The 20,471-nt window shown below is 64.2% G+C and carries 18 protein-coding genes; 15 read left to right on the top strand and 3 right to left on the bottom strand.

All coding sequences use genetic code 11. The features are described from left to right. The first annotated feature begins 64 nt into the window (after nt 1-64). Nucleotides 65-2,299, top strand: a complete 2,235-nt coding sequence (locus tag UP10_RS27860; protein WP_044590421.1) for a CHASE2 domain-containing protein — start codon at nt 65-67, stop codon at nt 2,297-2,299. 131 nt (nt 2,300-2,430) lie between these two features. Here the strand turns inward: UP10_RS27860 and UP10_RS27855 are convergent, their stop codons facing one another. Next, complete coding sequence (locus tag UP10_RS27855) at nt 2,431-4,038, bottom strand: ABC transporter substrate-binding protein (RefSeq protein WP_044590420.1); 1,608 nt, start codon at nt 4,036-4,038, stop codon at nt 2,431-2,433. Nucleotides 4,039-4,253: 215 nt separating this feature from the next. On the opposite strand from UP10_RS27855, the gene UP10_RS27850 reads away from it, so the two are divergent. From UP10_RS27850 to UP10_RS27815, 8 genes are all read left to right on the top strand, one after another. Beyond that, on the top strand, nt 4,254-5,912 hold the full coding sequence (locus UP10_RS27850) for an ABC transporter substrate-binding protein (RefSeq protein WP_044590419.1): 1,659 nt from the start codon (nt 4,254-4,256) through the stop codon (nt 5,910-5,912). Nucleotides 5,913-6,114: 202 nt separating this feature from the next. After that, nucleotides 6,115-7,068, top strand: a complete 954-nt coding sequence (locus UP10_RS27845) for an ABC transporter permease (RefSeq protein ID WP_044590418.1) — start codon at nt 6,115-6,117, stop codon at nt 7,066-7,068. Nucleotides 7,069-7,133: 65 nt separating this feature from the next. Then, on the top strand, nt 7,134-8,021 hold the full coding sequence (locus UP10_RS27840; RefSeq protein ID WP_156180294.1) for an ABC transporter permease: 888 nt from the start codon (nt 7,134-7,136) through the stop codon (nt 8,019-8,021). A gap of 4 nt (nt 8,022-8,025) precedes the next feature. Then, entirely contained in the window at nt 8,026-9,099 is a 1,074-nt protein-coding gene (locus UP10_RS27835; protein WP_044590417.1) for an ABC transporter ATP-binding protein, read from the top strand. Then, nucleotides 9,096-9,305 carry a hypothetical protein gene (locus UP10_RS27830; RefSeq protein WP_044590416.1) on the top strand — a complete coding sequence of 70 codons (210 nt, stop codon included), beginning with the start codon at nt 9,096-9,098 and terminating at the stop codon, nt 9,303-9,305. The genes UP10_RS27835 and UP10_RS27830 overlap by 4 nt, the downstream gene beginning before the upstream one ends. Continuing rightward, the gene (locus UP10_RS27825; RefSeq protein ID WP_044590415.1) at nt 9,302-10,714 is read left to right on the top strand and encodes an Asp-tRNA(Asn)/Glu-tRNA(Gln) amidotransferase GatCAB subunit A; all 1,413 of its coding nucleotides are present in this window, start codon (nt 9,302-9,304) and stop codon (nt 10,712-10,714) included. The genes UP10_RS27830 and UP10_RS27825 overlap by 4 nt, the downstream gene beginning before the upstream one ends. Then, a complete protein-coding gene (locus UP10_RS27820) occupies nt 10,711-11,688 on the top strand; it encodes an ABC transporter ATP-binding protein (protein ID WP_044590414.1) in 978 nt (325 codons plus the stop codon). The genes UP10_RS27825 and UP10_RS27820 overlap by 4 nt, the downstream gene beginning before the upstream one ends. A gap of 93 nt (nt 11,689-11,781) precedes the next feature. After that, a complete protein-coding gene (locus UP10_RS27815; protein ID WP_044542785.1) occupies nt 11,782-12,039 on the top strand; it encodes a GlsB/YeaQ/YmgE family stress response membrane protein in 258 nt (85 codons plus the stop codon). A gap of 1 nt (nt 12,040) precedes the next feature. On the opposite strand, the gene UP10_RS27810 is transcribed toward UP10_RS27815, so the two are convergent. After that, the gene (locus tag UP10_RS27810; RefSeq protein WP_245321896.1) at nt 12,041-12,916 is read right to left on the bottom strand and encodes a LysR substrate-binding domain-containing protein; all 876 of its coding nucleotides are present in this window, start codon (nt 12,914-12,916) and stop codon (nt 12,041-12,043) included. A 144-nt stretch (nt 12,917-13,060) separates the two neighbouring features. Between UP10_RS27810 and UP10_RS27805 the strand changes: the two genes are divergently transcribed. The 3 genes from UP10_RS27805 (at nt 13,061) to UP10_RS27795 (ending at nt 17,047) form a co-directional block, all read left to right on the top strand. Continuing rightward, nucleotides 13,061-13,831, top strand: a complete 771-nt coding sequence (locus tag UP10_RS27805) for an acyl-CoA thioesterase domain-containing protein (RefSeq protein WP_044590413.1) — start codon at nt 13,061-13,063, stop codon at nt 13,829-13,831. Between the two features lie 166 nt (nt 13,832-13,997). Next, nucleotides 13,998-15,743: a type I secretion system permease/ATPase gene (locus tag UP10_RS27800; RefSeq protein WP_044590412.1), complete on the top strand. Its 1,746-nt coding sequence runs from the start codon at nt 13,998-14,000 to the stop codon at nt 15,741-15,743. Then, nucleotides 15,740-17,047 (top strand): HlyD family type I secretion periplasmic adaptor subunit, encoded by a 1,308-nt coding sequence (locus tag UP10_RS27795; protein WP_044590411.1) that lies wholly within the window; start codon nt 15,740-15,742, stop codon nt 17,045-17,047. The genes UP10_RS27800 and UP10_RS27795 overlap by 4 nt, the downstream gene beginning before the upstream one ends. A gap of 117 nt (nt 17,048-17,164) precedes the next feature. Here the strand turns inward: UP10_RS27795 and UP10_RS27790 are convergent, their stop codons facing one another. Further along, nucleotides 17,165-17,647 carry a CinA family protein gene (locus tag UP10_RS27790; RefSeq protein WP_044590410.1) on the bottom strand — a complete coding sequence of 161 codons (483 nt, stop codon included), beginning with the start codon at nt 17,645-17,647 and terminating at the stop codon, nt 17,165-17,167. Nucleotides 17,648-17,865: 218 nt separating this feature from the next. On the opposite strand from UP10_RS27790, the gene UP10_RS27785 reads away from it, so the two are divergent. From UP10_RS27785 to UP10_RS27775, 3 genes are read left to right on the top strand one after another with little or no spacing between them, the layout of a single operon-like run. Then, the gene (locus tag UP10_RS27785) at nt 17,866-18,948 is read left to right on the top strand and encodes an amidohydrolase family protein (protein WP_044590409.1); all 1,083 of its coding nucleotides are present in this window, start codon (nt 17,866-17,868) and stop codon (nt 18,946-18,948) included. Then, nucleotides 18,945-20,054, top strand: a complete 1,110-nt coding sequence (locus UP10_RS27780) for an amidohydrolase family protein (protein ID WP_044590408.1) — start codon at nt 18,945-18,947, stop codon at nt 20,052-20,054. The genes UP10_RS27785 and UP10_RS27780 overlap by 4 nt, the downstream gene beginning before the upstream one ends. Further along, nucleotides 20,055-20,468 carry a Rieske (2Fe-2S) protein gene (locus tag UP10_RS27775; protein WP_044590407.1) on the top strand — a complete coding sequence of 138 codons (414 nt, stop codon included), beginning with the start codon at nt 20,055-20,057 and terminating at the stop codon, nt 20,466-20,468. Nucleotides 20,469-20,471: the final 3 nt, after the last annotated feature.

Raw genomic sequence — 20,471 nt, 5'->3', positions numbered from 1 at the left:
GCGCTCGCGGGCCTCGCAGAAACACGAACGTGATCAAGCCGCCGCGCCATGATACCTGAATGACATGAGACGGCTGAGGGCGATACGACGATGGTTCGCGCGGCGGTTCGGCTACGCGCGATTGGTGTGCGTGGGGCTGCTGATCGGCGTTGCCGCGCTCCGCGTCTGGGATCCGCCGCCGGTTCAGGAGATGCGCATCAGGACGTTCGACACCTTCCAGGTGCTCGAACCCCGCAAGAAGACCATGCGGCCTGTCACGATCGTGGATATCGACGAGAGGAGCCTCGCTGATCCCCGGTTGGGACAGTGGCCGTGGCCACGGACGCGGATCGCCGACATCGTCACCAATCTCACCAGGCTCGGCGCCGTCGTGATCGCATTCGACGAGGTGTTCTCCGAGCCGGATCGCCTCAACCCGGATATCGCGGCCGATACGTTCGGCAATCTCGACGAGGAGATGCGCACGCGGCTGCGACAGCTACCGAGTAACGACAGCATCCTTGCCGAGGCCATCCGCAACTCGCGCGTGGTGCTCGGTGAATCCGGCGGCATCAACGTCCGTGCCGATCTCAACGAGAAACTTCCGGTCACCGGCCTTGCAACGCTCGGTGAGGACCCGCAGCCCTTCATGTACCAATTCCCCGGACTGCTGCGCAATGTGCCGGTGCTGGAGGAAGCCGCGGCCGGACGCGGCCTGTTCACGATCAGGCCGGAGCGTGACGGCATCGTCCGGCGCGTGCCGATGATCATGCTGGCGCAGGGTGTGATGATGCCGTCGCTGAGCTTCGAAATCCTCAGGGTCGCGAGCGGCTCGGACACCATTTTGATCAAGAGCGACCAGGCCGGCATTCAGAGCATCGGCGTCAAGGGCTTTGCGATCCCGACCGACCGCAACGGCCAGCTCTGGGTGCGTTATGCGCGTCTCGATCCCTCGATCTATGTCTCGGCCATCGACGTGCTGCAAGGGCGCGTTGCGCCGGACAAGATCGCCGGCAAGCTTGTGCTGATCGGGACATCGTCGGTCGGGCTCAACGACATCAAGACAACGCCGGTGGCGGCGGCGATGCCCGGGGTCGAGGTCCATGCCCAGGTGCTGGAGAGCGTGTTGACCGGCGATGTGATTTCACAGCCCGGCTACGGCATCGGCATTGAATTCTTTTCCGCGCTGATCATGGGGCTGCTGGTCCTCGCCTTCGCGCCGAAGTTCGGGCCGGTGACGCTGGTCGCGGTCGGCGGCCTGTTCGCGTCGGTGCTGCTCGGCATCTCCTGGTACTTCTACAGCCAGCACCGACTGCTGATCGATTTTACCTATCCGCTGATGTCGACCACGGCGATCTATCTGACGCTGATCTTCTCCAGCTTCGTGCGCGAGCAGCAGCAGCGCCGGCAGATTCGGTCGCAGTTCGTGCAATACATGTCTCCGGCGCTGGTCGAGCAACTCGCGCATTCGCCGGAACGACTCGTGCTCGGCGGCGAGGAGCGCGAGATGACCATCATGTTCTCGGACATGCGCGGCTTCACCTCGATCTCGGAGACCTACAAAAGCGATCCGCAGGGCCTCACGGCGCTGATGAATCGTTTTCTGACGCCGCTCTCCAACGCGATCCTGTCCCGCAAGGGTACCATCGATAAATATATGGGCGACGCCATCATGGCGTTCTGGAATGCGCCGCTCGACGACAGGGATCACCACCTTAATGCGTGCGAGGCCGCGCTCGACATGCTGGAGCGCGTTGACGAATTGAATCAGGAGCGTGCAGAAGAAGCGGAGGAGGGCGGCCACGTCTATGTGCCGCTCAATATCGGCGTCGGACTCAACACCGGCACCTGCGTGGTCGGCAATATGGGATCCGACGTGCGTTTCGACTATTCGGTGTTCGGCGACAGCGTCAATCTGGCGTCACGCCTGGAGGGGCAGTCCAAGGAGTACGGCTTCCCGATCATCGTGGGGTCGAAGACCGCGCTCGCGGTGAAGGAGAAGTTCGCGATCCTCGAACTCGACTTCATCATGGTGAAAGGCAAGAAGGAGCCGGAGGTGGTCTATGCGATCGCCGGCCGCGAGGATGTCGCAAGGTCTGGCCGTTTCCAGCGGCTGCGCAACCTGACGATCGAGATGCTCGCCTGCTATCGCAGCCGCGACTGGTACGGCGCACTCGCCGCGATCGAGCGTGGCCGCAAGACCGACGAGGCGCATTCGCTGCAATATCTCTACGCCCTCTACGAGGCGCGCATCCGCGCCTTCCAGAAGGATCCGCCGCCCGAGGACTGGAACGGCGCGTTCGCGCTGCTGACGAAGTAGATGTTCATTGTCGTCCCGGCGAAGGCCGGGACCCATAACCACGAACGTTTGTTGCTAGAAAGTCGTCTGACCGCTTGCCCATTACACTCGCTGCGGCGTATGGGTCCCGGCCTTCGCCGGGACGACGAGTCCTACTCCAGTCCGATCTGTGTCAAATCCTGGAACCAGTGCTGCGCCTGCACGAATGACTTCACCTTCGGCGACAGCGCATGCGGGTTGGTGTCGTGTACGACCCAGACCAATACGGCGTCGTCGACAATCAGCGCATGCGCCTGTGCGATCAAATCATCCTGCTTTGCGGCATCGAAGGTCAGCTTGGCCTCGTTGATCAGCGCGTCGACTTTCGGATTCTTGTAGCCGCCCCAGTTGACGCCGACCGGCGCAACCTGGTCGGATGCAAAGAACCGCACGATGGCGTAGAGCGGATCCGACGTCACATAGGCGATATTGTTGGCGGTGATGCCGGCGTTCATCTCGTCGGCCGCGCCCTTGCGCCAGTGCGTATACAATGTCTCGAGCTCGACCACCTTGAAGTCGATGTCGATGCCGATCTCCTTGAAGCTCTGCTGCAGGAATTCGTTCATCGGCAGCGACAGCATCTGCCCGGTGCCGCCCTGTGCGATGATGAAGGTCGCCTTCAGCGGCTTGTCCTTCGAATAGCCGGCTTCCTCCACCAGCTTCTTGGCGGCGGCGACGTCGTATTTCAGCTCGAAGGTCGGCTTGCCGAACCAGGGGCTCGACGGGTCGACCTGGCCTTTGGCGGGTTTTGCCAGCCCATTCATCAGGCCAACGACGGCGTCGCGGTCGATCGCAAGATTGAGCGCCTTGCGCAGGCGGATGTCGGTCCAGGGCGAGCCCGGCAGCACGCTCAAATGATAATTCCAGACATGCGGCGTGACGTTGTCGACGATCCTCATACCGGCGGCCTTGAGCTGCGGCACGGCGTCGGGCGCCGGCGTCTCGATCAAATCGACCTGGCCCGCCAGCAATGCGTTGGTGCGCGTCAACGCTTCCGGCATCGGGATCAGGATCATCTTGTCGACTTTCGGAATCCGCTTCTTGTCCCAATAGTCTGGATTCTTTGTCAGCTCGGCGAGCTCGCGCGGCACCAGTTTTGTTAATTTGAACGGGCCGGTGCCGGAGGGCTGGCTGGCGAACTTGTCCCAGTCCTTACCCAGCTTTTCATATTGCGCGGGGCTGGAGACCAGGAACCAGAGCATCTGGTAAGGGAAGAAGGAGTCGACCGTCTTGGTCGTGATCTCGATGGTCGAGTCGTCGATCTTGGCGTAACCAGCGACCGAAGGCAGGCGGGTCTTGATCTGCGCGCTCTGCCGCTTGTCGAATTGCGGCGCCTTGTCGTTCAGCACCTTGTCGAGATTCCAGATCACGGCGTCGGCGTTGAAGTCGCTGCCGTCGTGGAATTTCACGCCCTTGCGCAAGGTGAAGCGCCACTTGGTCTTGTCGTTGTCGTCGACCTTCCATTCGGTGGCCAGCCCGGGCACCAGTTTGCCCGGCCGGTCGGCAACGTCCATCTCCCACGCGATGAGGGGATCGTAGATCGTGTAGGCCGTGAATTGGTAAGCCCCGGCGCCGCGGTCGGGCTGGCCTGTCGTGAGCGGAATATCGGCCATCGAAATGCCGTAGCGCACAATCGACTCGGCATGCGCCGGCATGGCCGGCCAGCCCGCGGCGATGGCCAACGCCAACGCTGCCATCAGGATCGAGTTACGCCCGCGCATGGAGATGCTCCGTTGATTTGAACTTGGAGCCGAAACTTGCAAGCATGATGCCAGAATAGGCATCTCACCCCTATTATACCGCAAGGTGAGAAGAAATGACGCGGCATGGGGTTATTGGTTGACGAACTATTCCCCTTGGCACAGGCATTGCATACGCTTGCCCAAGAAATAGTCACCCCAACAAGTCACCTAAAGTCGAGATAGAGGCTGCTCAGATGCGTAACAAGAAGACCAAAGCGACAGCGACAGCCATGCTGCTGGCGTTCGCGCTGGCCGCGGGCCTGCCGGTGATCGCCAGCGCCGAGACCGTGCTGCGCATCGGCATGACCGCTGCCGATATTCCGCGCACGCTCGGCCAGCCCGACCAGGGTTTCGAAGGCAACCGCTTCACCGGCCTCACGATGTACGATGCGCTCACGATGTGGGATCTGTCGTCGGCGGACAAGGCCAGCGTCATCATCCCGGGCCTTGCCACCGAGTGGAAGGTCGACGACGCCGACAAGACGAAATGGACCTTCAAGCTGCGTTCCGGCGTCACCTTCCATGACGGCTCGCCCTTCAACGCCGATGCCGTGGTCTGGAACGTCGACAAGGTCTTGAAGCAGGACGCGCCGCAATTCGACCCGAGCCAGGTCGGCGTCACCGCCTCGCGCATGCCGACGCTGGTGTCCGCCCGCAAGATCGACGACATGACGGCCGAGTTGATCACCAAGGAGCCGGACAGCTTCCTGCCGATCAATCTTTCCAATCTGTTCATGGCGAGCCCGGCGAAGTGGCAGCAATTCTATGACAAGGCCGAAGGCGCCGACGCCAAGGCGAAATCGCAAGGCGCATGGGCGGCGTTCGCCAAGGACGCCTCGGGCACCGGTCCGTGGAAAATGTCGAGCTTCACGCCGCGCGAGCGGCTCGAATTGGTGAAGAACGACAATTACTGGGACAAGGCGCGGGTGCCGAAGGTCGACAAGATGGTGCTCCTGCCGATGCCGGAAGCCAACGCCCGCACTGCGGCGCTGCTGTCGGGGCAGGTCAACTGGATCGAGGCGCCGGCGCCTGACGCGGTGCCCGAGATCAAGCAGCGCGGCTTCGTGCTCTACAGCAATGAGGAGCCGCATGTCTGGCCTTGGCAGTTTTCGCGTGCCGAAGGCTCGCCGTGGAACGATATCCGTGTTCGCAAGGCTGCAAATCTATGCATCGATCGCGAAGGACTGCGCGACGGCCTGCTCGCGGGCCTGATGGTGCCGGCGACCGGCACCTTCGAGCCCGGCCATCCGTGGCGCGGCAACCCGACCTTCCAGATCAAGTATGACAAGCCGGCCGCGCAGAAGTTGATGCAGGAGGCGGGCTATGGTCCCAACAAGAAGCTGACGGTCAAGATCCAGACCTCCGCGTCGGGGTCGGGCCAGATGCTGCCGCTGCCGATGAACGAATATCTGCAGCAGGCGCTGACCGAGTGTTACTTCGACGTGCAGCTCGACGTCATCGAGTGGAACACGCTGTTCACCAATTGGCGGCGCGGAGCGAAGGATCCGTCGGCCAACGGCGCGAACGCAACCAACGTCACCTATGCGGCGATGGATCCGTTCTTCGCGCTGGTGCGCTTCCTGCAGTCAAGCATGGCGCCGCCGGTCTCGAACAATTGGGGTTTCATCAACAACCCGAAGTTCGACGAGCTGGTGAAGAAAGCGCGGCAGACCTTCGACCCGGCAGCACGCGACGCGGCGCTTGCCGAGTTGCACGCGGCATCGGTCGACGATGCGGCCTTCCTGTATGTCGCCCACGATGTCGGGCCGCGCGCGATGAGCCCGAAGATCAAGGGTTTTGTGCAGCCGAAGAGCTGGTTCGTCGATTTCTCGCCGGTCACGGTCGCGCCGTGAGGTGTTAGCGACGTACTCAGTGCACCCTCTCCCCTTGTGGGAGAGGGTGGCTTCGCGAAAGCGAAGTCGGGTGAGGGGTTTGTCTCCGCGGATGCCCCTCGCGCGTATGAGATGAACTGAACCCGCGGACAGAACCCCTCATCCGGCGCGCTGCGCGCGCCCCCTTCTCCCACAGGGGGAGAAGGGAAGCAGCGAGTAACTCGTGTTCGCCTATATCGCCAGACGTATCGTCTACGTCATCCCGATCGTGCTCAGCGTGGCGCTGGTGTGCTTCCTGCTGGTGCACATCACGCCCGGCGATCCCTTGGTCGCGGTGCTGCCGGCGGATGCCTCGCAGGAGCTCGCCGCGCAATTGCGCTCGGCGTATGGCTTCGACCGCCCGCTGCCGGTGCAATTCGGGCTGTGGCTGTGGCGCGCGATCCATGGCGATCTCGGCAATTCGATCGCAACCGGCCGTCCCGTGCTGTCGGAGGTGATGCACGCGGTCAGCAACACCGTGATGCTGGCGATCGCAGCCGCCATCATCGGCTTTACGCTCGGCCTGCTGTTAGGCCTGATCGCCGGCTATTTTCGCGACACCTGGGTCGACAAGGTCGCAACCTCTTTCGCCATCGCGGGCGTCTCGCTGCCGCATTACTGGCTCGGCATGGTGCTGGTGATCATCTTCTCGGTACAGCTCAACTGGCTGCCCGCGGTCGGCGCCGGGTCCGGCGGCTCCGGCGCCTGGGCATGGGACTGGGAACATCTTCGCTATCTGGTACTGCCTGCGATCACGACCTCGGTGATCCCGATGGGCATCATCACCCGTACCGTGCGTGCGCTGACCGGCGATATCCTGAGCCAGGACTTCGTCGAGGCGCTGCGCGCCAAGGGCCTGCGCGAGACCGGCGTTTTCCGCCACGTCGTCAAGAACGCCGCGCCGACCGCGCTGGCGGTGATGGGACTTCAACTGGGATATATGCTCGGTGGCTCGATCCTGATCGAGACCGTGTTCTCCTGGCCCGGCTCCGGCCTGTTGCTGAACTCGGCGATCTTCCAGCGCGACCTGCCGCTGTTGCAGGGCACGATCCTGGTGCTGGCGCTGTTCTTCGTCCTGCTCAATCTCCTGGTCGACATCGCGCAGGCCGCGATCGATCCGCGCATCAAGCGGAGCTAGAGCATGATTCGGAAAAGTGGAGACCGGTTTTCCGGAAAGATCATGCTCAAACAAGAAGCCAACTCATGAGCACGATGACAGACACCGCATTGCAGGCCGCACCCGCGACGAAAGCGCGCGGCTACTGGGCGACCGTCGCGCGCCGCATCTCGCGCGACAAGGTCAGCATGGCCTGCGCGATCATCCTGGTACTGATCTTTGCGTCGGCGCTGTTCGCACCCTGGCTTGGGCTCGCCGATCCCTATCAGGGCTCGATGATCCGCCGTCTTCGCCACATCGGCACGCCGGGCTATCCGCTCGGCACCGACGAACTCGGCCGTGACATGCTGGCGCGGCTGATCTATGGCGGGCGACTGTCGCTGATCATCGGCATTCTGCCGGTGATTCTTGCGTTCGTGATCGGTACCTCGCTCGGCCTCGTCGCCGGCTATGTCGGCGGCAAGCTCAACACTGCGATCATGCGCACGGTCGATGTGTTCTACGCCTTCCCCTCGGTGCTGCTGGCGATCGCGATCTCGGGCGCATTAGGGGCCGGCATCGTCAACTCGATCGTGTCGCTCACCATCGTGTTCGTGCCGCAGATCACCCGCGTTGCCGAAAGCGTCACCACGGGCGTGCGCAATATGGATTTCGTCGAGGCGGCGCGTGCTTCCGGCGCCGGTCCCTTCACGATCATGCGCGTACACATGCTGGGCAACGTGCTCGGACCGATCTTTGTCTACGCCACCGGCCTGATCTCGGTCTCGATGATCCTGGCCGCCGGTCTGTCCTTCCTTGGCCTCGGGACAAAACCGCCGGAGCCGGAGTGGGGCCTGATGCTCAACACGCTGCGCACCGCGATCTATGTCAATCCGTGGGTCGCAGCACTTCCGGGTGCAATGATCTTTGCGATCTCGATCTGCTTCAATCTCTTGAGCGACGGCATGCGCAGCGCCATGGACATCAGGAACTAGAGCGATGACCGACGCCAATCTGGCAGCCGATATGCTCGCGCCGATCGAAGATGTCGGCGGTGCCGCGCAGCCGCTGCTGCAGGTCACGGGTCTGACCAAGCATTTTCCGGTACGCGGCGGGCTGTTCAGCGCGCGCAAGACCGTGCGCGCCGTGGATAACGTCTCGTTCGCGGTGATGAAGGGCGAAACGGTCGGCATCGTCGGCGAGTCCGGCTGCGGCAAGTCGACCACCGCGCGGCTGTTGATGCATCTGATGGCGCGCGATGCCGGTGACATCGTCTATGACGGCATGCAGGTCGGCCAATCGCTCTCCTTGCGCGAACTCCGCCGCGGCATGCAGATGGTGTTCCAGGACAGCTACGCCTCGCTCAATCCGCGCCTCACGATCGAGGAATCGATCGCGTTCGGGCCCAAGGTTCACGGCATGGCCGACGGCAAGGCGCGCGCGTTGGCGCGTGAGCTGATCGGCAAGGTCGGCCTGCGCCCCGAAAACTTCGCCAACCGCTATCCGCACGAGATTTCCGGCGGTCAGCGTCAGCGCGTCAATATTGCACGCGCGCTGGCGCTGTCGCCGCGACTTGTGATCCTCGATGAAGCGGTGTCGGCGCTCGACAAGTCGGTCGAGGCGCAGGTGCTCAATCTGCTGGCCGATTTGAAGCGCGAATTCGGGCTGACCTATCTCTTCATCAGCCACGATCTCAATGTCGTTCGCTACATCTCCGATCGCGTGCTGGTGATGTATCTCGGCGAAGTCGTCGAGCTCGGCCCGGTCGACGCCGTATGGGACGCGCCGGCGCATCCCTATACCCGCGCGTTGCTGGCGGCGATGCCGTCGTCCGATCCAGACAGGCGCACCGAGGTGCCGCCGATCTCGGGCGATCCGCCCAATCCGATCGATCCGCCATCCGGCTGCCGGTTTCACACCCGTTGTCCGTTTGCGGAGCCGCTCTGCGCAAACGACACGCCAAAACTCAGCGATCTCGATACAATGGGCCATCAGGCGGCGTGCTACATGGCCATAGCTGGCTCGGGGCACAGCCGCGCGCCGGCAAAAGCAAGAGGAGACAACGCGGCATGACCAGACCCACCCCCAAGGACGTCAAGGCGATCGCGCACGTCGCCGACGTGCCCGCTGATGACGAGGCCGCCAACCGCATCGCCAATTCGATCGGGCCCGCATTTGATGGCTTCGCGCCGATCAGTGGCACGCTGCCGTTCGATCTTGAGCCGGCGAGCTTCCTGACGGCCCAGATCGCGCAGAAGATCGAGAAGGTGTCGAAATGAGCACCGAGCCTGCCCTGATGACGTTGACCGCGGTCGCCAAGGCGATTGCCGAGAAGAAGCTGTCCTCGCACGAGGTGACGCGCGCCGTGCTGCACCGGATTGCGCAATGGCAGCCGCGCCTCAATGCCTATATGGCGATCGAATCCGAACAGGCGCTGGCCGCTGGCGACGAAGCCGATGCCGCCCTCGCCAAGGGCAAAAGCCGCGGCGTGCTGCATGGCGTGCCGATGGCGCACAAGGACATGTATTACGACGCCGGCAAGGTCGTGACCTGCGGCTCGCTGATCCGCCGCGATTTCGTGCCGAAGACGACTGCGACCGCGTTGCAGCGGCTTAAGGACGCCGGACAGGTCCGGCTCGGATCGCTGCAAATGGTCGAGTTCGCCTTTGGTCCGACCGGCCACAACGTGCATTACGGCGCGGTGCATAATCCCTGGAATGTCGATCACATCACCGGTGGCTCGTCGTCGGGGTCGGGCTCGGCGGTCGCCGCGCGCCTGACCTTTGCCGCGCTGGGCTCCGACACCGGCGGGTCGATCCGGATGCCCGCGCATTTCTGCGGCGTCACCGGCCTGAAGACCACGGTCGGGCGCGTCAGCCGTGCCGGCGCGATGCCGCTGTCGCAATCGCTCGACACCGTCGGTCCGCTGGCGCAGACGGCGGAGGATTGCGCGCTGCTGCTCGGCCTGATGGCCGGCGCCGATCCCGAGGATCTCACGGCCTCGACGCAGCCGGTGCCGGACTACATGGCAGCAACCAGGGAATCGCTGAAAGGTCTCAAGATCGGCGTGCCCACGGCGTTTTATGTCGACGATCTCGATCCCGAGGTGGCGCGCATCCTCGACGAGACGATCACGACTCTCAAGAAGGAGGGCGCCGAGATCGTCAAAGTCGAGCTGCCGGATCAGCGCCAGCTCAGTGCTGCCTCGCAGCTGGTGCTCGCCGCCGAGTCGGCGGCCTTCCACAAGCGCTGGATGATCGAGCGCCCGCAGGATTACGGCGCACAGGTGCTGATGCGGCTGCAGAACGGCCTGACGATTCCGGCGGTCAGCTATCTCGAGGCAATGCGCTGGCGCGGGCCTGCGCTCGCCGCCCACAATGCCGCCGTCAGCGGCGTCGATGCGATGATCGCCCCGGTGGGGCCAATTCCGGCACCGACCATTGCGGAAAGCGATGTCGGCAATGGTCCGGGTTCGGAGGCCGTGATCCAGCGCCTGACGCGGTTCACCCGTCCGGTCAACTATCTCGGCCTGCCGTCGCTCGCGATTCCGAGCGGCTTCACCAAGTCTGGACTACCGGTCGGCATGCAGCTGATCGGGCGCTCCTTCGAGGAGGCCGTGCTGCTGCGGATCGGCGCCGCCTTCCAGCGCGCGACCGACTTCCACGCACAGGTGCCCAAACTCGCATGACCGACCTCGTCGCGATCGACAACCTCAACATCCGCTTCACCGGCGATCGCACGGTGCATGCCGTGAACGATCTCAGCCTGTCGCTCGGCGAAGGCGAGGTGTTGGGGCTGCTCGGCGAATCCGGCTCCGGCAAGAGCGTGACGTTGCGCGCATTGATGCGGCTATTGCCGAAGAAGCGGACGCAGATCTCAGGCAGCGTGAAGGTGCTGGGACGGGACGTGCTGGCGATGGACGACGAGGCGCTGTCCGCCTTCCGCGGCCAGACCGTCTCGATGATCTTCCAGGAGCCGGCGCTCGCGCTCGATCCGGTCTACACGATTGGCCGGCAGATCACTGAGGCCGTGATGCGCCACGAGGGCAAGAGCGAGCGCGAAGCCACCGCGCGCGCGCTGGAGATGCTCGAAGTGGTGCGGATCCCTTCCGCAAAGCGACGGCTGGATTCCTATCCGCACGAAATGTCGGGCGGCATGCGGCAACGCGCGATGATCGCGCTGGCGCTCGCCTGTAAACCGAAGATCCTGCTCGCGGATGAACCGACCACTGCGCTCGACGCCACGGTGCAAATCCAGATCCTGTTGCTGCTGCGCGAGCTGCAGCGCGAATTCGGCATGTCCGTCATCTTCGTGACCCACGACATCGGTGTCGCCATCGAGATCTGCGACCGCGTCGCGGTGATGTATGCCGGCCAGATCGTGGAGCAGGGCGCCTTGCGGGACATCGTGCGCGCGCCGGCCCACCCCTACGCGAAGGGGCTCTTGGCCTCGACCATCCATGGCGCCAAGCGCGGCCAGCGGCTGGAGACCATTCCGGGCACGCCGCCCTCGCTCGATCACGCGCCGGTCAGTTGCTCATTCGCACCGCGCTGCAGCGTGGCCGAGCCGCGTTGTAGTGAAGGCTTGCCGCCCAATGCGCAGGTTACGCCCGGCCATTTTGCGCGGTGCATCCTGGCTGAACCGGCAGTGGCTGCTATCTAGAGCTTGCGCGAGATTTCTGTCGTCACCCCACGCAAATACCGCTAGGTTCCACGAGGGCGCGCAAACATCGCGCGCGGGAATCGGGGGACGTCCATGTATCTGTCGGGTGAAGGCATTATCGTCATTCTGTTTGTCGGCCTCGTGGCCGGCTGGCTGGCCAGCAAGGTCGTGCGTGGTGCCGGTCTCGGCATCATCGGCGACATCGTCGTCGGTATCGCCGGCGCGTTCATTTCCACGCTGATTTTCCCGCGGCTCGGCTTCCATCTCGGCGGCGGCCTGGTGTCCGAGATTATCTATTCCGCGATCGGCGCGGTCATCCTGCTGCTGATTGTGCGGTTGGTCCGAAGATAAGTTAGCTCGCGCGGGCGACCGCGTCCGCGATCCAGCGCCGTACCGCGGCAATTCGCCGGTCCCGTGCCTGTTCGGTGCGGGATATCAGGTAGATCGTCTCAGTGTGCGTGGCCTCGAATGCAAACGGGGCGACCAGCCTCTTGCCGAAACCCGGCCGGGTCTTGATCAGCGGCGCCATCCCCAGCGCGACACCGAGCCCGTGCTCGGCTGCCTCGAGCACCGCCGGCACGCTGTCGAGCCACAGATGCCCACGCGGGACGAGGTGCGGCAGCCCGGCATCCTTCAGCCAGGCCGGCCACGCCCGCGGTTGCGTCGTGACGTGGATCAGCACCTCGCGCGACAGGTCCGCAGGGGTCCGCAAGCCGCCCTTGACCAGCGCCGGCACACAGACCGGCAGTCCCCTGACCTGGACCAGCGGCTCGATCTTCAGCCCGGCTGAGTGCTCCCGGCCGTAGCGGATCGCGACATCGACACGGGAGCCGTTGAAGTCGGCATATTGATGGGTGGCCTCGATCCGCAGCGTCAGTTGCGGATGGCGCCTTTTGAACTCGGGCAACGCCGGCAGCAGCACGGCGCTGGTGAAGAACGGCAGCGAGCTGATCCAGAGTTCGCCGCTGGTCTCACGGCGTTGCCGCAGCATGTCGCGGCTGGCTTCCTGCAGCGTCGCCAGCGCCGCCGACACCTTGGCAAGATAGCGCTCACCCTCGGCCGTCAATCGCACCGAGCGCGCGCCGCGGACGAAGAGCTTTGTGCCGAACTGCTCCTCCAGCCCACGGATCTGGTGGCTGATCGCCGACGGGCTCAGCGACAGGTCGCGGGCGGCGCGGCGGAAGCTCAATTGTGTGGCCGCGCGCTCGAAGGCGAGCAGCGCCGTCAATGGCGGAATGATCCGTGAATCAGGTCCGTCTGATAGATGAATTTGACTCATCTCAAGTGATGAATTGCCTTTTGCCATCGCAGTTATTTCCAGCTCAGATCACAGGAGAGAGCTTAATCCTCCTCATCTCACGGATCGTCACTTTTGGCCATCTTCGAACCGCTTGCTGCGCCCAATCACTGGAAGCCATCGGCGCTGGCGGCCGGGCCGTTCCCCGGCCTGCAGGGCGGTGCGGTCGCAAGCCTCCTGGCCGCGGAGGTCGAGGCGATGGCGAGCCGGCGCAATTGGGGGACCGCGATATCAGCGGCGGCCTGGTTCCTGCGGCCGACGCCGATGGCGGAGTTGCGCACGCAACTCGCTGTTGTGACCGAGGGTGGCCGCATCAGCGTCGTCGACAACACGCTGTGGCCGGTCGGCGAGGACGAGCCCTGTGCCACGGTGCGTGTGACCCTGGCGCGCGAACGCGCGGTGGAGGTTCCGGGCTTTCGCGAACAGGCGGCGGATGCCATCGATCCGTCGCAGTTTCCACTGCGCAGTCCGCACGCCGTCCATGGCCGCAGCTGGTTCATGGATGCGATGGAAGCCCGTGCCGGCGGCGATGCCGCCTGGTTCCGGATGCGTGACAACGTGATCGCGGGGGCCGGTCCGCTGGCAGGGGTGCTCGGTCCCGCAGACTGGACCCATGGTATCGGACGCCCCGTCCAGAACGTGGTGGCGGACCCCAATCCGAACCTGACGGTCCAGCTGTTCAGGTCGCCGCGCGGCGCGTGGGTGGGCGTCCGGGCCGAGACAAGCTGGCGCCCGGAGGCCGGCCTTGGCGTCGGCAGCGGTGTGTTGCTTGATGTTTATGGCGAGATTGGCCGGGTCTCGATGTCGGTCATTCTCGTGCCCTTTTCGAGAACCGTGCCCGCCTAACGGCTCGGTTCGGCAGCAAACCAGCCATCATTCCTTCAACTCTCTGTGTCATCACGCGAATACGGTCGCGAACCACTTCGGGGCTTAACGCGACTTAAATGGACGATGGGCACAAACGTGGGTACAACGTGGCCATCACGTAACCCTTTTGTAGAGACCGGATTTTATGGCAGCTGCTCCCGCTGTCCGGCGTTCCGAATTGAGTGAGGCGCTGCGCGCATGCCGCAGTGCCTTTATCGGCGTCGGTCTCATGAGTTGCATGATCAACCTGCTATACCTGACAGGTTCGATGTTCATGCTGGAGGTCTACGACCGGGTGCTGCCGAGCCGCAGTGTTCCGACCCTGGTCGGCCTCGCGGTCATCGCCGGCGGTCTCTACATGGCCCAGGGCTTCCTGGATCTGCTGCGCGGACGGATCCTCGGCCGCGTTGGAACCTCGCTCGACGAAGCGCTGAACGCGCGGGTGTTCGACACTGTCGTGCGTCTGCCGCTGATGGTCGGCAATCGCAATGAGGGCCTGCAGCCGCTCCGCGACCTCGACAATGTGCGCTCGTTCCTCGGCAGCATGGGGCCGGGTGCGTTCTTCGATCTGCCCTGGCTGCCGTTCTACTTGGCGATCTGCTTTGCGTTCCATTGGCTGCTTGGCCTCACCGCGCTGTTCGGCGCCGTCATCCTGGTGACGCTGACGCTGATCACCGAATACATGTCGCGCACGCCGGCCAAGGAAGCGATGTCGCTCGCGGCGCGGCGCAACGATCTCGCCGCCTCCAGCCGTCGCAATGCCGAGGTGCTCGTCGCGATGGGCATGGCCGGGCGAATGAACAGGCGCTGGAACGCGGCCAACGACGAATATCTGGTCGGCAACCAGCGCGCCAGTGACGTCACTGGCGGCCTCGGCGCGATCGCCAAGGTGCTGCGCATGATGCTGCAGTCCTCCGTGCTCGCGGTCGGTGCGTATCTGGTGATCCACCAGGAGGCCACCGGTGGCATCATCATCGCCGGTTCGATCCTGAGCGCGCGGGCGCTGGCACCGGTCGATCTTGCGATCGCACACTGGAAGGGCTTTATGGCCGCACGCCAGAGCTGGCAGCGCCTCAACCGTCTGCTGCAGCAGGTTCCCGCGCCTGCCGCGCAGACCTTGCTTCAGGCGCCGACGAAGAAGCTGTCGGTCGAAGGCGTGACCATGGTCGCGCCGGGCGACCAGCGGATCATCGTGCAGGACATCACCTTTGCCGTCGAGGCCGGCACCGGCGTCGGCGTGATCGGCCCAAGTGGTTCCGGAAAATCCTCGCTGATCCGTGCGCTGGTCGGCGTCTGGGCGCCGGCGCGCGGCAAGGTGCGGCTCGACGGCGCCGCGCTCGATCAATGGTCGTCGGACGTGCTCGGCCGCTATGTCGGCTACCTGCCGCAGGACGTCGAGCTGTTCGGCGGGACAGTCGCGCAGAATATCTGCCGCTTCGATCCCGAGGCCAAGTCGGAGGGTATCATCGCCGCGGCGAAAGAGGCCGGCGTGCACGAGATGATCATCAAGATGCGCGAGGGCTATGACACCCAGGTCGGCGAGCAGGGTACCGCGCTATCGGCCGGCCAGGCGCAGCGCGTCGCGCTGGCGCGCGCGCTCTACGGCAATCCGTTCCTGATCGTGCTGGACGAGCCGAACTCCAATCTCGACAGCGAAGGTGACGAGGCGCTGACCCGCGCGGTGCGCGGCGCCCGCGAGCGCGGCGCCGTTGTCGTCGTGGTCGCGCACCGGCCGATCGGCATTGAGGGCGTCGATCAGCTCCTGGTGCTGAAGGACGGCCGCATGCAGACCTTTGGCCCGAAGGAGACCGTGCTCGGACAGGTGCTGCAGCGGGTCGCGCCGCCGACACCGATCAAGATCGTCGCCGATGCGGGAGCGGCCAAGTCATGACCGATCAACCTCGCAACGCGCATCGCTCGATCAGGAAGCATCTCATCGTCGGCCTGGTCGTGGTCCTGGTTCTCGGCGGCGGGGTCGGCGGCTGGGCCTCGTCGGTGCCGATCTCAGGTGCGTTGATCGCGCCGGGCTCGGTGGTGGTCGATTCCAACGTCAAGAAGGTGCAGCATCCGACCGGCGGCGTGGTCGGCGAGGTGCGGGTGCACGACGGCGACCTGGTCAAGGCCGGCGACATCGTCGTGCGCCTCGACGAGACGGTCGTGAAGGCAAGCCTTGCGATCGTGGTCAAGACTTTGAACGGTCTTTACGCGCGCGCTGCCCGGCTCGAGGCCGAACAGCGAGGCCTCGACAAGATCGTCTATCCGCCGCAACTTTCCGATCAGGCCAGTGATACCGATGTCCGCGACATCATGGCGAGCGAAACCAAGCTGTTTGACGTTCGTGTCAACGGCCGTGTCGGCCAGAAGGCGCAGCTTCGCGAGCGCGTCACCCAGCTCAACGAGGAGATCTCCGGGCTGGAGGCGCAGGAAGCGTCCAAGGACAAGGAGATCGCCCTGGTGCAGCAGGAGCTGGTCGGCGTCCGCCAACTTTACGAGCAGCATCTGGTGCAGCTCACCCGCCTGACCACATTGGAGCGCGACGCGGCGCGGCTCTCCGGCGAGCGCGCGCAATACATCGCCTCCCGCGCCCAGGCCAAGGGTAAGATCACCGAGACCGAGCTGCAGGTCATCCAGGTCGACAAGGACATGCTCGCCGAGGTCTCCAAGGATCTGCGCGAGACCAACGACAAGATCGGCGAATTCGTCGAGCGCAAGGTCACCGCCGAAGACCAGCTCCGCCGCGTCGATATCCGCGCGCCGCAGGACGGCATGGTGCTGCAATCGACGGTGCACACCGTCGGCGGCGTCATCACCGCCGGCGACGCCATCATGATGATCGTGCCGCAGGGCGACGCGCTCTCGGTCGAGGCCAAGGTCAATCCGCAGGACATCGACAAGCTGCAGATCGGCCAGAAGACGCTGCTGCGGCTCTCTGCCTTCAACCAGCGCACCACGCCGGAACTGAACGGCGTCGTCACCCGCGTCTCTGCCGACGTCACCACCGACCAGCGCACCGGGCAGAGCTACTACACCATCCGCGTCTCGATGCCGCCCGAGGAGATCAAGCGCCTTGGCGACGTCAAGGTCATTCCAGGCATGCCGGTGGAAGCCTTCGTCCAGACCGGCGACCGCACCATGCTGTCCTACCTGATGAAGCCGCTCAGCGACCAGTTCATGCGCTCGTTCCGCGAGAGGTGAGTTTTTCGCAGATGTCCTCGTAGCCCGGATGAAGCGAAGCGAAATCCGGGACAGCTCCATCTACCGCGCGACCGCTCCCGGATTGCGCTTCGCTCCATCCGGGCTACGGCTTTAAAGTTACTGCGACAAATTCCGCAGCAGCAATTCCAGCGCCGCCTTCGCAAACGCCTGCATATTGGCCTGCCGGTCGGAGCTCGCGGTCTCCAGCGTGATCACCTGTTGCTGCGGGCCGGCCACCGCCATGCAGCTATGGCCGGCGGCGTCACCGTAGCGGTTGCCAGTCGGTCCGGTCGCGCCGGTCTCGGACAGTCCCCAGTCGGTTGAAACGCGCTCGCGGATCTGGCGTGCGAGCAACTGCGCGTAGGGTTCGGATGCCGAGCGGATGCCGCGCATGGCGTCGTCGGGGATGTCCATCAAGACGCGCCGGGCGTCGCGCGTGTAGATCACACCGCCGCCGAGGAAATAGGCCGAGGCCCCGGCCACTGACAGCAGTGATGCGGAGATCAAACCGCCGGTCGAGGATTCCGCGACCGCAATCGTCTGCTTGTTGGCGATCAGCTTCGCCGCGATCTGCTCGGCGATGGCAAATAGCTCTTTCATCTCGTTAGCTCCGGTGCAGGATTCGCTTCAACAGCGGCTTCTTGTCGGCGGGCTTGTCCGCTAGCGAGTCTCTCCCTGGCGGCCCATGTTTTCCTAGCACACGGCCACGCTGTTTGCGCAAGTTGCGGGTACGCGGCTAGCCTGATTGAATGTGAGGCAAGAACCAAGCGGCGCGGCTTACAACATGCCGTGAGCACGTGCGCTCCAGAGGAAACCCCATGACGTCGCCGATCGCAGGCGGCGTGGATTGCGATCTGCATCCCGCCGTACCTCACCTGACCAGCCTGCTGCCGTACATGAACGACTACTGGCGCGACCAGGTGACGACGCGCGGCATGACCGACCTGATTTCGCAATCCTACCCGATCAATTCGCCGATCTCGTCGCGGCCGGACTGGCGGCCCGCGCAGGGTAAGCCGGGTTCTGATCTTGTCGACATGCAGCGGCAGGCGCTCGACAAGCTTGGTACGGCCTATGGCATCTGCAATCCGCTCTACGGCGTGCAGATGGTGTTTTCCGAGGACATGGCCAACGCGTTTTGCCGCGCGCTGAACGATTGGCTGGTGAAGGAATGGCTCGACAAGGACGATCGCCTGCGCGGCTCGATCGTGATCCCGGTGCAGAGCATCGAGAAAGCGGTCGCCGAGATCGAGCGCTGCGCGCAGGACAAGCGCTTCGTCCAGGTGCTGATGCTTGTGATGGGCGACATGCCGCTCGGCAAGCGCCACTACTGGCCGATCTACGCCGCGGCCGAGCGTCTCAGTCTGCCGATCGGCATCCATGCCGGCAGCGCCTACCACAACCCGCCGACCTCGGTCGGCTGGGGTTCCTATCACATCGAGGACTATGTCGCACAGGCGCAGGCGTTCCAGACCCAGCTCACCAGCCTGATCGTCGAGGGCGTGTTCGTGCGCCATCCGAACCTGAAGATGGTCATGCTCGAGAGCGGCTTCACCTGGCTGCCGCCGTTCCTGTGGCGGCTGCACAAGTTCTGGCGCGGGATACGCATGGAAACGCCGTGGGTCGACCGTGCGCCGCTGGAGATTGTGCGCAGCAACATCCGTTTCTCGCTGCAGCCGGTCGACGCGCCGCCGGACGGCGACACGCTGAACCGGCTTTTCGACCATATGCAGTCGGACGAATTGATCCTATTCTCGTCAGACTATCCGCACTGGCAGTTCGACGGCGACGAGGTGTTGCCGCAAGGAATGTCGCAGGATCTGGTCCGCAAGATCATGATCGACAACCCGCTCGCGACCTACGGCCGTCTGAAAGAGAATGTGAAGGAGACGACGCCATGAACGTTCAGATTCGCGAGCGTCCGCAGACCGCATCGTCCACCGGCATCAAGACCGCGATCGCCGATTGCGATATTCATCCGGCGCGCGCGACCAACGACGAACTTCATCCGTTCCTCGCAAAGCGCTGGCACGCGCATCTCGAAACCTTCGGTGTCCATCAGTATCAGGGCATGATGGGAGGCCCGCCGTACCCGAAGGCGCAGCCGAACGCCTCGCGCCGCGATGCCTATCCGCCGGAAGGCGGCCCGCAGGGCTCGTCGCTGTCCTTCATGCAGAAGCAGCTTCTCGACCCCAACAATGTCGCGCTCGGCGTGCTCAATCCGCTCAACACCGGGCAGGGCATCCGCAACCAGGATCTCGCGGCGGCGATCTGCGCGGCGATCAATGACTGGCAGATCGAGAAATGGACCAGCAAGGACTCGCGGTTGAAGGGCTCGGTCGTCGTCGCCAATGAAGACGGCGTGTCGGCCGCGGCTGAAATCCGCAAGCGCGCGGGCGATCCGAATTTCGTTCAGGTGCTGCTGCTCAGCCGCAACGTCGAGCCGCTGGGACAGCGCCGCTACTGGCCGATCTATGAAGCCGCCCAGGAGGCTGGCTTGCCGGTCGGCGTGCACGCGTTCGGCTTCGGCGGCAACCCGATCACGGCATCGGGCTGGCCGAGCTATTACATCGAGGAAATGGTCGGCCATTCGCAATGCCAGCAGACCGCGCTGGCGAGCCTCGTGCTTGAAGGCGTGTTCGAACGCTTTCCCAGACTGAAGATGGTGATGGTCGAGGCCGGCTTCGGCTGGGCGCCGTCGCTGGCCTGGCGCCTCGACAAGGTGTTCGCGCGGCTGCATGCCGAGGTGCCGCATCTGAAGCGCAAACCGTCGGAGTATATCCGCGACCACATCTGGTGGACCACGCAGCCGATGGAGGACCCGGAGAGCCGCGACCATCTGTTCCAGACCATCGAATGGATCGGCTGGGACAAGCTCTTGTTCGCGACCGACTATCCGCATTGGGACTATGACGAGCCGTCACGCGTGCTGCCGGCCGGCGTCAGCGACGCCAACCGCCAAGCGTTCTATCTCGACAATGCCCGGAAGCTCTACGGTATCTCATAGATGGCGCGTCATGTGATCGCCTCGGTGGACGAGCTGCCGCCGGGGTCGCGAAAATTCCTCGAGATCGAGGGCCGACCGATCGCGGTCTTCAACGTCAAGGGCGAGTTCTTCGGCCTGTTGAACCGCTGCCCGCACCAGGGCGCGGCGCTGTGTGAGGGTCCGCTGATTGGCCTGGCCTCCTCATCCGATCCCGGCGAGATCGAGTATACAAAGCTCGGCGAGATCATCCGCTGCCCGTGGCACGGCTGGGAGTTCGACATCCGCACCGGCCAGTCTTATTGCGATCCCCGCCGCTTCCGCGCGCGCGCCTATCCGGTTAACGTCGAGCCGGGCACCAATCTGGTGAAGGGACCGTATATCGCCGAGACCGTCAGGGTTGCGGTCGAGAGCGACTATGTGGTGGTGGAGTTGTAGCTT

Source organism: Bradyrhizobium sp. LTSPM299, assembly GCF_000938235.1.
Lineage (GTDB): Bacteria > Pseudomonadota > Alphaproteobacteria > Rhizobiales > Xanthobacteraceae > Bradyrhizobium.
Note: the sequence above shows the minus strand (reverse complement) of the source record. Positions and strands in the feature narration are given on the sequence as shown.

Bases quoted from the DNA above. Each gene is read 5' to 3' on its own strand.
- UP10_RS27860 (WP_044590421.1), top strand. From the start codon at position 65: ATGAGACGGCTGAGGGCGATACGACGATGGTTCGCGCGGCGGTTCGGC.
- UP10_RS27855 (WP_044590420.1), bottom strand. From the start codon at position 4,038: ATGCGCGGGCGTAACTCGATCCTGATGGCAGCGTTGGCGTTGGCCATC.
- UP10_RS27850 (WP_044590419.1), top strand. From the start codon at position 4,254: ATGCGTAACAAGAAGACCAAAGCGACAGCGACAGCCATGCTGCTGGCG.
- UP10_RS27840 (WP_156180294.1), top strand. From the start codon at position 7,134: ATGAGCACGATGACAGACACCGCATTGCAGGCCGCACCCGCGACGAAA.
- UP10_RS27835 (WP_044590417.1), top strand. From the start codon at position 8,026: ATGACCGACGCCAATCTGGCAGCCGATATGCTCGCGCCGATCGAAGAT.
- UP10_RS27830 (WP_044590416.1), top strand. From the start codon at position 9,096: ATGACCAGACCCACCCCCAAGGACGTCAAGGCGATCGCGCACGTCGCC.
- UP10_RS27825 (WP_044590415.1), top strand. From the start codon at position 9,302: ATGAGCACCGAGCCTGCCCTGATGACGTTGACCGCGGTCGCCAAGGCG.
- UP10_RS27820 (WP_044590414.1), top strand. From the start codon at position 10,711: ATGACCGACCTCGTCGCGATCGACAACCTCAACATCCGCTTCACCGGC.
- UP10_RS27815 (WP_044542785.1), top strand. From the start codon at position 11,782: ATGTATCTGTCGGGTGAAGGCATTATCGTCATTCTGTTTGTCGGCCTC.
- UP10_RS27800 (WP_044590412.1), top strand. From the start codon at position 13,998: ATGGCAGCTGCTCCCGCTGTCCGGCGTTCCGAATTGAGTGAGGCGCTG.
- UP10_RS27795 (WP_044590411.1), top strand. From the start codon at position 15,740: ATGACCGATCAACCTCGCAACGCGCATCGCTCGATCAGGAAGCATCTC.
- UP10_RS27790 (WP_044590410.1), bottom strand. From the start codon at position 17,647: ATGAAAGAGCTATTTGCCATCGCCGAGCAGATCGCGGCGAAGCTGATC.
- UP10_RS27785 (WP_044590409.1), top strand. From the start codon at position 17,866: ATGACGTCGCCGATCGCAGGCGGCGTGGATTGCGATCTGCATCCCGCC.
- UP10_RS27780 (WP_044590408.1), top strand. From the start codon at position 18,945: ATGAACGTTCAGATTCGCGAGCGTCCGCAGACCGCATCGTCCACCGGC.
- UP10_RS27775 (WP_044590407.1), top strand. From the start codon at position 20,055: ATGGCGCGTCATGTGATCGCCTCGGTGGACGAGCTGCCGCCGGGGTCG.